Source organism: Gorillibacterium massiliense, assembly GCF_000455485.1.
Lineage (GTDB): Bacteria > Bacillota > Bacilli > Paenibacillales > NBRC-103111 > Gorillibacterium > Gorillibacterium massiliense.
The window spans coordinates 114380-125189 of record NZ_CBQR020000149.1 but is presented as its reverse complement, the minus strand read 5'-3'; the positions used below and the strand labels follow the sequence as shown (position 1 = coordinate 125189).

Genomic DNA, 10810 nt, shown 5'->3' with positions numbered 1-10810 from the left:
CGGCGATGATCGCCAGCGCCACCGGGTGGGAGGGCATGCGCACGGCGACGGTGTCGAGGCCGGCGGTCACCCGGGGCGACACCGCCCCCGGCTTCACCGGCAGCACCAGCGTCAGCGGCCCCGGCCAAAAGATTTCCATGAGACGCAAAGAAGTCTCATCCAAACGATCCGTTAGGTCGTTAAGCTGAGACTGTTCCGCGATATGCACGATCAACGGGTTGTCCGACGGTCGGCCCTTGGCTTTGAAAATACCGTCCACCGCTTCTGTGTTCCGGGCGTCCGCTCCCAGCCCATATACCGTCTCGGTCGGAAAGGCCACCAATTGCCCGGCAGCGAGTAGCCCCGCCGCCTCGCGAATTCCCGGATGAACCCCGGGGTCTTCGCCTTTTTCTATTTTCCAAATCAACGTTGTCATCAGTCTGCTCTTTTCTTCCAGATTCTTTGTTGTCATTATAGCGCGGGCCTTCGGGTTTCCTCAAGTTGGCCCCTTTAAGCGAACAAGCTCTTGATCCAGTGGATCAGACGCATGATCAGATCGATGAGGAAAAAGCGAACCTTCGGTTTCTTTTCCTTCCCCTCGTCCTGCACACTTTTCGCTTCCGCCGCAGCATCGCCTTTCGCGACTGTCTTTGCTACCACTTTTCCTTCGGTTTTATCCGATGCTCCAACTGACTTCTCATCGCCTGCAGATTTGGCTGCCGCAACTGTCTCCGTCGCCTGCTCCTTCTTCTTGGCTACTGCATCCGCGAAGCATAGCGGAGGAAACAGCACGCACCACCAATTTTTCCCCTTGCCTTCGCCTAATGTCACTTTCACCGCTTCATAATCGGCAGCGGGATATAGACGGGCGCCGAACATTTTTTCCGGAAAATCCGTCCTTCCAAACTCCACGCGATAGTCGTATGTAAAGCCGCGCTTTGTCAGCGTATTGCCCACCAACGTGCGGATCTCATCCAGATGGCCATTGATTTCGTTTCGCGCCGCATCGATATCGGCCGGATCGGTAATCCATGTTCCCAATTCCTGCGCTACTTGATCGCGGATCACCCGTTTGACGGTTTGGTCGGCGATGGTATCCGAGTTGGCGATAATCCGAATGCGGATGGCATCCTGAGGAATCCCCGAATCCGCAACAGCGGCATTGCTTATATTGGTTTCCCACGACAATAATAATATGATCAGTGCAAAAGCCAGATACCCGTAAGCCACCCAATTCGTCCGCCGCACCATCCCGCCACGCCCTTTCGCGTTCATAGGTTCAGTATGGTCAGGGGGCGCATTCTTTAAACCTTTCATTTTTTGTTTTTGAGATTGATAGCGTTCGAGATTGATAGAGTTCCTGGTCCCTGCTATGCTCAATACAATTCCATTAACCAGCGGCACCGGAACGACCCGGCCTATTGCAAGCTCTGCAGGAGAGGAGACTCCTTTTCAGATGACGATTTATAAGGCGTTATTTGCCAATATCTGCATTTTGTTGACCCTCGCCTATCTCGCAAATCTGCTGAGCAAATATTTTCTCAACTGGCTGTCAAAAAAAACGCGCCTCGCTCTCCTTGTTCTTGCCTTTATCGCCGTCGGCAGTATCTCGATGCAATTCGGCCTCACGCTTTCCGACGGCGTCCTCTTCGACTTACGGTATATTCCTTTAATTATTGCTCCCTCGTTCATCCAAAAACCGTCCCTGCTGTTTCTGATCGGCATCGGCATCGGTCTGACCCGCCTTCCTATGGCCATGGACAACGGTCAGATCAGCCCCGCCGCATGGGCCGGGTTTGCCAATATGGCCATTTTAGGGTTAGTCTGCGCCGGATTGAACCGTTGGACAAGCCACAAACATTGGGGGTTCCTGCGAAAAATAACGGTTTTCATCCTCGTCCTGAATACGGTCAACATGCTGGATATCGCCCTGTTCGGCGTTCTCCCCAGCGGAGAATATCTGCGCACCATCGCGACCAAAACCTACCCGGCCGGCATCCTGCTCAGTTTGTTCTTTTCCCTCATCGTGCGGGATTTTCAACTGGAATATCAGCGTCAGGAAAATCTGCGGGTCATTAACCGGAAGCTGGCGGTGCAAAACCATATCTCCCAGGAAAAAACCGCCCAATTGGAGCAGGCCCATCTCACGTTGGAGGAAAAAAATCGCCAACTGCTGCTGCACTCCAAGTCAAAAACGGAGTTTCTTGCCAATATGTCCCACGAGCTGCGCACCCCTCTGAACAGTCTGCTGATCCTATCGGAGATTCTCGCCGAGAATCCCAATAAAACCTTGAACGAGGAAGAGGCCTCTTACGCGCAGATGATCCATACGTCGGGCGAAGAGCTGCTAAGCCTGATCAACGATATTTTGGACCTGGCAAAGGTAGAAGCGGGGCGCATTAATATCGCTCGCGACGCCTTTAATCTGACCGAGCTGCCTCAGCTGATCGAACGGAATTTTGAGCCTTTAGCCCAAAGCAAAAAGCTGCATTTCATGACGGAGATGGCTCCGGACGTCCCGAAGATCATTTATACCGACGGACAGCGTCTGCAGCAAATTTTAAAAAACCTGCTGGCCAACGCTTTTAAGTTTACCGATACGGGTCGTATAACGATGAGTCTCTACAGTCCGGACCTTGTTGAGTTAAAGACTGCCATGATGCATCAGAAAAAGGCTCCGCCTATTTTGTCGGATGGCCTTGAGAACGGTATGGAGACGGAGGGTCAAAAGGGGGACCGCAAGATCAGCGGCAGCAAAAGTCGCAACGGCAGCATCGAAAGAGGCGACGATAAGTTATATCCCGGGGACGACTGGATCGCTTTTGCCATCACCGATACGGGGATCGGCATTCCCGAGGAGAAGAAACGGATCATCTTTGAAGCCTTTGAGCAAGGGGATGGAACCACCAGCCGCAAATACGGCGGGACCGGCCTTGGGCTGTCGATATCCCGGGAGTTCGCCCGTCTTCTGGGCGGCTTTATCACTCTGGAAAGCACCGTGGGCAGCGGCAGTACCTTTACCCTCTACCTGCCTTGTCCGGAAGAGGAGTAAGTTTCGCTTTACATCGGATTTTTGAAGATTTCAATCTCATTGTCCGCTTCATATACCTTGAACCGCAAAAAGGAATAATCGCTGTTGTTATCCACCAGGATATAATCCTTCTTCTCCGTGTGAACTTTATACGTGTCTCGCCCGACATATTTAATGCTGATGATCTTCCCGTCCAGCTTTTGCTGAATCTCGTCAAATTCGAGCAGGTTCTTAGCCGTTAATGCGTCCACAACATTATAAGGGCCCCAGTAGTTCAGAACTGTTAATCCAACAATTAACACCAGTCCGATGCCGATGGCGGCTAATCGCTTCTTCATTCCGAATCCCCCTCATCTTCACATGAAGCAACATTCATATTCGTAAAAAGACCCGGCCTGCATCTGTCTGCAAACCGGGTCTTTGCTTGTCATTATTTTCACCTGACTAAGCCTCCCGCCCAGCCAGCACATGCCGCTCGATACCGGCGAGATCGGGGACGATCTCGATCCAATCCCAGCGGCCGAGGCGCTCCAGCATGGCGGCGACGTCCCGGGCTTGGCCCATTCCCGTCTCGAAACCAACGAGACGGGGCCAGGCGGCGAGCCCGGCCATCTGCTCCGCCATGCGGCGATACGGGCCGAGGCCGTCCGGCCCACCGTCTAGCGCCGTGCGCGGCTCATGCACGCGCACCTCCGGCTGCAGCGCCGCCAGGTCGGCGGTGGGGATGTAGGGCGGGTTGGAGACGAGGATGTCGGGGGCGACTTCCGCTGCCGTTAACGGCAGCAGCAAGTCCCCCTCCATCCAGCGGATCCGCTCCCCCACCCCGTTCCGCACCGCATTCTCCCTGGCGACGGCCAGCGCCGCCGGCGAGATGTCCACGGCGGCAAAGCGCCATGCCGGGCAGAGCCCCGCCGCGGTGATGGCGATGGCGCCGCTGCCGGTGCCGATGTCGGCGAAGAGCGGGCTCGGCCGCTCCCCCCCGCCGGCGCCGTTCGCACCGCTGCCGCCATCCGGCCACATGCGCCTGCCGTGGCGCACGATGGCCTCCACCAGCAGCTCCGTCTCCGGCCGCGGGATCAGCACCGCCGGCGTAACCGTAAAGGGCAGGCCGTAAAACTCCTGCCAGCCCGTAATATACTGCACCGGCTCCCCCGCTCCCTTGCGAGTGACGGCTGCCCGCCAGGAGGCTGCCCGCTCCACCGGAAATAGCTCGCTCCAGCGCAGCATCAGCCCGGTGCGGTCTGTTCCCAGCACATGCTCCAGAAGCAGACGGGCATTGCTCTCCGGCTCCTGCACTCCGATTTCCGCGAAAAAAGAAGAAGCCTCCGCAAAGGCCTCTCGAATCGTCCTATCCTGTGAGGTACCGGTTTCCGTTTGGAATTCCATTTCGTATAACGGCCCCTTTCGCCTGCACCCGGCATCATCGCCGGTACTTCCGGGTTACCGCAACCCGCGGTTCCGCTTCCCGTTACTCCGCATTTTCCAGCAAATCTGCCTGAGCCGCTACGGTGAGCGTCTGGATAATTTCCGTCAAATCGCCGTTCAGTACGGAGTCGAGACGGTGCAGCGTCAAACCGACCCGATGATCGGTCACCCGACTTTGCGGGAAGTTGTAGGTGCGGATCCGCTCGCTGCGGTCGCCGGTACCTACTTTGCTCTTGCGCTCGTCGGCATATTTGGCTTGTTCTTCTTGCAGAAATTTATCGTAAATACGCGCCCGCAGCACTTGCAGCGCTTTGTCCTTGTTGGAGTTTTGCGATTTACCATCCTGACATGTAGCCACGATGCCTGTCGGGATGTGCGTCACCCGCACCGCCGATTTGGTGGTGTTGACGGATTGACCGCCAGCGCCGCTGGAGCAGAAGGTATCGACGCGGATATCGCTCTCCTTGATGTCGATTTCCACTTCCTCCGCTTCCGGAATGACCGCTACCGTCGAGGTAGACGTATGAATCCGGCCGCCGGATTCCGTTACCGGCACCCGCTGCACCCGATGGGCGCCGCTCTCGTATTTCAGCTTACTGTAGGCGCCTTTGCCGCTGATCATAAACACAACTTCCTTGAAGCCGCCCAGATCGTTGACGTTGGTGTCCAGTACTTCCACCTTCCAACCCTGAACATCGGCGTACTTGGTGTACATGCGGAACAAGTCCCCGGCAAAAAGAGCGGCCTCGTCGCCACCGGCGGCGCCGCGGATTTCCACGATGACGTTCTTATCATCGTTGGGGTCCTTGGGCAGCATCAGCAGGTTCAACGTTTGCTCCAACTGCTCTCTGCGCTCGCTCAGCTCATCGATTTCCGCCTTCACCAGCTCGCGCATGTCGTCGTCCAGCTTTTCGTTTTGCATGGCTTTGGCGGCGTCCAGCCCTTCCATCACCGTTTTGTATTCATTATAAGCATCATAGGCTTCCTGAAGATCCGACTGCTCCTTGGAGTATTCCCTGAGCTTGTTGGAATCCGCAGCCACATCAGGATCGCACAAAAGCTCGCTGAGCTTATCGTAGCGGTCCGCCAATGCTTGAAGACGATCCAGCATGTTTTTCACTTCCTTTGCTATCTATCCTTATCCTACCTGGCCGTCAAACCACAACTGCATCCTTACAACACAATACGCTATACATTAAAGCGGAAGTGCATGACGTCGCCATCCGCTACCACATATTCTTTGCCTTCCAACCGCAGTTGGCCTTTTTCCTTCGCCGCATTCATCGAACCGGCGGCTACCAGATCGTGATACGAGACAACCTCCGCCCGAATGAAGCCCCGTTCGAAATCCGTATGGATGACGCCCGCTGCTTGCGGCGCCTTCATTCCTTTGCGGATGGTCCATGCCCGGACTTCCTGTACCCCTGCCGTAAAATACGTATACAGCCCCAGCAGCTTATACGCGCTGCGGATCAACCGGTTCAAACCGGATTCCGAGAGGCCCAACTCGCTCAGGAACATCTCCTTATCCTCGCCCTCCAGCTCGGCGATTTCGGACTCCACTTTAGCGCTGATTGGCACACATTCGGCCCCTTCTTTTTCGGCGAACTCGCGTACCAGTTGGACATATTCATTGCCCACCGTATCCCCGGCTTCCGCCTCGCTAACATTAGCTGCATAAAGCACCGGCTTGAGCGTCAAGAGCGGCAGATCACGGATGATCAGTTTCTCTTCGTCGCTGAATTCCACGCTGCGCGCTGGCTTGTCGTTATAGAGAGCTTCCTTGATCCGCTCCAGCAATTCCACTTCGGCCGCGTATTTCTTGTCGCCGCCCTTCATGTTTTTGCGGGAACGGTCGAGCCTCTTCTCCACAGAGTCAACGTCCGCCAAAATCAGCTCCAGGTTGATGGTTTCGATGTCGCCCAAGGGATCGATTTTACCCGATACGTGGGTGATATTTTCGTCTACAAAACAACGCACCACATGGACAATCGCATCCACTTCCCGGATGTGAGCGAGAAACTTATTGCCGAGGCCTTCCCCTTGGCTCGCGCCCTTCACCAGACCGGCGATATCGACGAACTCAAAAGCAGTCGGCACGATGCGGTTCGGAATAACGATGTCGGCCAGCTTCTGCAGCCGCTCGTCCGGTACTTCCACAACTCCCACATTGGGATCGATGGTACAGAAGGGATAGTTGGCGGATTCCGCTCCCGCCTGGGTAATTGCGTTAAACAGCGTCGACTTGCCTACGTTGGGCAGCCCGACAATTCCCGCTTTTAATGCCATCTATTGAACAACTCCATTTCAATCGTTAAAGTGCATCCTTCTTATTATACAGAAAAATCGCTCAAATGCCCAGCGGTATTCCGATTAACCAACTGTCCCTCCTTAGTCAATAAAACAGCAGAGGCAAAAGATCGGTCCTCTCTCATTCCATTAGCTTTAGTTTATCCTATCCCATCGGGAAAAAAGCTGCGCCCCATGAACGCAACTTCCGAATCCTATAATCCCCGCGTTCACTTCCCGACAGGGCTCTGTACTACTAATCAACCGACATGCTTCTTCACCGGCATCACCGCAAGCACGTTATCACTCTTAAAACAGCGAGGTCCCTTCCGTTCCCAGCAGTACGCGGAAATGATTTGCCTATCAGCCGACAGCACGCGAATCCGCCGCTGCGAAAGATGGTTCGCGTGATCCAAGTAGATGATATCTACGGTTTTTCCTACATAGCGTTGAAAAGGTCCCGGCATAACCTGCACCTCTTTCAGGAACAAATGTTCCCGTTTTTTTAGTTTATTATACGCGATTTCCCTCCTTTTATGCAAACATGTGTTCTTATATTTTATGCCTTTTTTAGTTCACGACAGGTGGTTCATAGACCTGACAACGGCTCTTCCCCTGCTCTTTCGCTTGATACATGGCCGCTTGAGCGCATTCGATGAGCGCCACGCCATGCCGGGCCTGCAACGGGAAAAGCGCTGCCCCGAGGCTTCCCATCACCTCATGAGCCACGTCTTCGACAATTAACGGACGACTTAATTCCCGCAAAAGCTTATCTCCTGTCTCCGCCGCTTCAGAAGTGAAAGCGACATCTTCCAACAGGATCAGAAATTCGTCCCCGGACAAACGGCCTAAGGTGCCGCTGTCTCCGACATAATCCTGCAAGCGATAAACGATGGCTTGCATCACCCCGTCCCCGTACTCGTATCCGTATTCGCGATTGATCAACCGGAAATCATCCAGATTTAGATAAAACAACACAAAGCTCCGTCGGTGCCTGCGGGCTACGCGGATGGCTTGCTCCAACCGGTCACGAAAAAGCTGAAGATTGGCCGCCCCCGTTCCTTCGTCAAAATACACCAGTTGCGACAGCCGTTCCTCCCATCTTCTTCTCTCCGTGATATCCCGGGATACCCATAAAATCGACCAAGGTCCATCCTCCGCCGGGGTCAGCATGCCCTTTACTTCCATCCACTGCCAAGCCCCGTCCCGATTCCGATGCCGGTAATCAACGGACATGGTTTCCTGCGTCGCCATGAGGCGGCGCAATTTAGCCATGACCTGAGGCCTGTCCTCCGGATGAACATAGCCGAGAATATCTTCGCCGATCATATCGGCCGGACTCCAACCCAGCACAGCGCGGTAGGAGAGGGATGCATATTGAATGCGCCATTCGCAATCGATGCGGGTGATAAGTTCGCTCATATTTTTAAAATAATGCTTGACCCGAGGCAGCTCCTCATCCTCTTCTCCCACCGTCTCCGGCGTTTCGGGAAAACGGGCGATGACCATCATATGCTTGCAGATTCCGTGTCTGTTCGGGATCGGACAAAAGGTGCACACGGCCTTGCCAATCTTCCCGCCGGGAGGAAATAATCCGACATAAGGAAGCGGTGTCCCCGAAGCTTCCGCTTTCCGGCAGTGATCCTCGATTTGCGAAGCCTCCTCCATGCTATGGATCTCTTCCAGCCTTTTACCCAACCAATCCTGCGACATGCCGGTAATTCTCATCGCGATATCGTTAGCCTGCAAATATCGGAATCCTACGGGCTCCACGCCAAGCAGAATAACTGCCTCCGGAATCGAGCGGATCAATTTGGAAAGAACCGCCAAGGTATCGCCAAGCGCTTCGTTCGCTGCTGCGCACTTATCCACACCGCACCACCTTTTCCTAGGACAAATAAAGTCGAAAAATAGCCGTCTTCACTCCAGACAGCTTGGCAGGTGGGCGGGGTTCCAAAGCTGAATAGCCAAGAATCAAGGAATTCGTAGACCTTTGTCCCATACAACCCGCATTCCAGAAAGGTTTGTCAATAATTTATATAACTTAATAATCATAATAACTAGTCTATAATTCGAGTATAAAAGGATTCCCGATATTTGACAATTACTTCAGTCCTGCTTTCTTCAAAATAACTCGGATAATCCGTCAAATTTCTACTTTCCTATTAGGCATGGGGATTAGGTTTGCTCTCATAGGAAAATCCAAGTAAAATATGGGCAGTTATCCACTTACCCATAGGGTTATCCACATAATTATCCACAACATGTTAACAACGAATGAGTGTTCGATAGACTTTATCCACAATCTGTGGATGTTTGAGGTGAAAATAAGGATGGAACTCCCAGAAATAGATCAGCTGGAGCATGAAAAATGGATGAGGGAAGCACTGGCTGAGGCGGAAAAGGCGCGGCTGCTTAAAGAGGTTCCCATTGGTGCCGTCATCGTCCATGAAGGCCGAATCATTGGAAGGGGTCATAACCTGCGGGAAACAACGGCGGATTCGACGGCTCACGCCGAAATGATCGCCATCCGTGAAGCAAGCGCCGCTTTAGGAGCCTGGCGGTTACTCAATTGTCGGCTCTACGTCACCTTGGAGCCGTGCCCGATGTGCGCCGGCGCCATTGTCCAATCCCGGGTGCCCCACGTCATCTACGGAACACCCGACCCCAAAGCCGGATGCGCCGGAACGCTGATGAACCTGCTGCAGGAGCCGCGATTCAACCATCGGGTGGAGCTGACAGAGGCCATACTACAGGAAGAGTGTGCCAACGCGCTGACGTCTTTTTTCCGCGATCTGCGCAGTAAAAGCAAAGGGGACCTCTCATGAACCGGCCTCGCCGCATTCTGTGGATAACGCTCGGCATCAGCCTCGCGTTGAAAATCATCCTTATCCTTGTCCACGGAAGCTTTTACGATTACCACTCCGATGACCGGGAGTACTTGGAGTCTGCCCGCATCCTGTTAAAAACCGGTGTCCTCACCTACAATGATCCCACTCGGCCCACCGTTTTCATCACTCCGGCTTACCCCGGCTTCATCGCATTGATAATGAGCGTGTTCGGAACCGGCGAAACCGCCGCTCAGGTAGTCCGCATCCTTCAAGCGGTGATGATGACAGGCGCCTTCGCCCTTCTATACCGGATTGGAAACCGCCTGTTCTCGCCAAAAACCTCCCTATGGGCGGTTTTCTTTTGTGTGGTTTACCCGCCCTTTTGGTTGGAATCCACCTTTTTATTTACCGAAGCCATGTTCACTTTAGCGTTGATGATCCTGTTGGAGCTTGCCTTCCGAGCCGAAGAACGCCCCACCGTTCTGCGCGCCGCCGCCTTTGGTCTGGCCTGGGCTGTGGCCGTTTATATCCGCCCCACTATCGCACTTTGGCCCGGAATATTTTTGCTGATCTTAATTCTCCGCCGGCGCATCCCCTGGCGCTCGCTTTTACGTTGCGGACTGGTCTCCGCCCTATTGTTTGTCCTCCTCTTATCTCCTTGGTGGGTGCGGAACTATGAGGTAACCGACCGATTCATCCCCCTGACGGAGTCCGGAGGCAATCCTCTGCTCCTCGGGACCTATCCATGGACGGTGCCTTCTCTATTCATGGACGAACAACGAACATGGCATGCCACCGACGATCTTCAGGTCAATAACCGTCAGGATACCGAACGAGCCGTGGAACGCCTGAAAACCGGATTCCACCGCTCCTTCTGGACCTATGCCAGTTGGTATACCGTCGGAAAATTTTTGCTGTTCTGGGGGGATGTCTTTTATTGGCTACCTCTTCCTGGCATTCCGCTGGTTGTCGCCATTATCCTCCATTATGTTTTGCTTATTCCTGGCTTTATCGGATTTTGGCGCTTCCGGCGAAACACCACCGCCCTTCTGATGGCTTCACTCATTGCGTACATGTGCCTATTACATATGGTCTATTTGACCCATTCCCGCTATGCGATCCCCCTGCTTCCCTTACTGTTTTTGTTCTCCGCATGGGAGTTTAGACGCATATCAGACAAACATCGGAACAATTTTCAACCCTAAACAAAGGGATTAAGTTGTCTTTCGTCGAATAAATGTAGAACTTTCATATT

At 53.8% G+C, this 10810-nt stretch carries 11 protein-coding genes; 3 read left to right on the top strand and 8 right to left on the bottom strand.

Features of this window, described 5'->3' with window-relative positions:
• Positions 1 to 415, bottom strand: a 415-nt coding sequence (locus TJ79_RS20895; RefSeq protein WP_040952296.1) for an L-threonylcarbamoyladenylate synthase, incomplete at its 3' end; no start/stop codon positions are given.
• 74 nt (positions 416 to 489) lie between these two features.
• Positions 490 to 1254, bottom strand: a complete 765-nt coding sequence (gene spoIIR / locus TJ79_RS20890) for a stage II sporulation protein R (RefSeq protein ID WP_238323093.1) — start codon at positions 1252 to 1254, stop codon at positions 490 to 492.
• A gap of 73 nt (positions 1255 to 1327) precedes the next feature.
• Here spoIIR and TJ79_RS20885 point away from each other — a divergent pair, with 73 nt between their 5' ends.
• Positions 1328 to 3031 (top strand): sensor histidine kinase, encoded by a 1704-nt coding sequence (locus TJ79_RS20885; protein ID WP_238323092.1) that lies wholly within the window; start codon positions 1328 to 1330, stop codon positions 3029 to 3031.
• A gap of 8 nt (positions 3032 to 3039) precedes the next feature.
• On the opposite strand, the gene TJ79_RS20880 is transcribed toward TJ79_RS20885, so the two are convergent.
• From TJ79_RS20880 to TJ79_RS20855, 6 genes are all read right to left on the bottom strand, one after another.
• Positions 3040 to 3348, bottom strand: a complete 309-nt coding sequence (locus TJ79_RS20880) for a hypothetical protein (RefSeq protein ID WP_040952270.1) — start codon at positions 3346 to 3348, stop codon at positions 3040 to 3042.
• Between the two features lie 106 nt (positions 3349 to 3454).
• Positions 3455 to 4396: a peptide chain release factor N(5)-glutamine methyltransferase gene (gene prmC, locus TJ79_RS20875; protein WP_040952269.1), complete on the bottom strand. Its 942-nt coding sequence runs from the start codon at positions 4394 to 4396 to the stop codon at positions 3455 to 3457.
• Between the two features lie 82 nt (positions 4397 to 4478).
• On the bottom strand, positions 4479 to 5546 hold the full coding sequence (prfA, locus tag TJ79_RS20870) for a peptide chain release factor 1 (protein WP_040952268.1): 1068 nt from the start codon (positions 5544 to 5546) through the stop codon (positions 4479 to 4481).
• Positions 5547 to 5623: 77 nt separating this feature from the next.
• Positions 5624 to 6724: a redox-regulated ATPase YchF gene (gene ychF, locus TJ79_RS20865; RefSeq protein WP_040952267.1), complete on the bottom strand. Its 1101-nt coding sequence runs from the start codon at positions 6722 to 6724 to the stop codon at positions 5624 to 5626.
• A 260-nt stretch (positions 6725 to 6984) separates the two neighbouring features.
• Positions 6985 to 7191 carry a hypothetical protein gene (locus TJ79_RS20860; protein ID WP_040952266.1) on the bottom strand — a complete coding sequence of 69 codons (207 nt, stop codon included), beginning with the start codon at positions 7189 to 7191 and terminating at the stop codon, positions 6985 to 6987.
• 103 nt (positions 7192 to 7294) lie between these two features.
• Entirely contained in the window at positions 7295 to 8596 is a 1302-nt protein-coding gene (locus tag TJ79_RS20855; RefSeq protein ID WP_040952265.1) for a sensor domain-containing protein, read from the bottom strand.
• Positions 8597 to 9057: 461 nt separating this feature from the next.
• On the opposite strand from TJ79_RS20855, the gene tadA reads away from it, so the two are divergent.
• Both tadA and TJ79_RS20845 read left to right on the top strand, forming a co-directional pair.
• A complete protein-coding gene (gene tadA / locus TJ79_RS20850; protein WP_040952264.1) occupies positions 9058 to 9552 on the top strand; it encodes a tRNA adenosine(34) deaminase TadA in 495 nt (164 codons plus the stop codon).
• On the top strand, positions 9549 to 10760 hold the full coding sequence (locus TJ79_RS20845; protein ID WP_052339827.1) for an ArnT family glycosyltransferase: 1212 nt from the start codon (positions 9549 to 9551) through the stop codon (positions 10758 to 10760). Before tadA ends, TJ79_RS20845 begins: the two co-directional genes overlap by 4 nt.
• The last annotated feature ends 50 nt before the right edge of the window (positions 10761 to 10810 follow it).

What these genes read in the sequence shown, in the direction of transcription:
- spoIIR (WP_238323093.1), bottom strand. Translation starts at nt 1,254, where the DNA reads ATGAACGCGAAAGGGCGTGGCGGGATGGTGCGGCGGACGAATTGGGTG.
- TJ79_RS20845 (WP_052339827.1), top strand. Translation starts at nt 9,549, where the DNA reads ATGAACCGGCCTCGCCGCATTCTGTGGATAACGCTCGGCATCAGCCTC.
- tadA (WP_040952264.1), top strand. Translation starts at nt 9,058, where the DNA reads ATGGAACTCCCAGAAATAGATCAGCTGGAGCATGAAAAATGGATGAGG.
- ychF (WP_040952267.1), bottom strand. Translation starts at nt 6,724, where the DNA reads ATGGCATTAAAAGCGGGAATTGTCGGGCTGCCCAACGTAGGCAAGTCG.
- TJ79_RS20860 (WP_040952266.1), bottom strand. Translation starts at nt 7,191, where the DNA reads ATGCCGGGACCTTTTCAACGCTATGTAGGAAAAACCGTAGATATCATC.
- TJ79_RS20880 (WP_040952270.1), bottom strand. Translation starts at nt 3,348, where the DNA reads ATGAAGAAGCGATTAGCCGCCATCGGCATCGGACTGGTGTTAATTGTT.
- prfA (WP_040952268.1), bottom strand. Translation starts at nt 5,546, where the DNA reads ATGCTGGATCGTCTTCAAGCATTGGCGGACCGCTACGATAAGCTCAGC.
- prmC (WP_040952269.1), bottom strand. Translation starts at nt 4,396, where the DNA reads ATGGAATTCCAAACGGAAACCGGTACCTCACAGGATAGGACGATTCGA.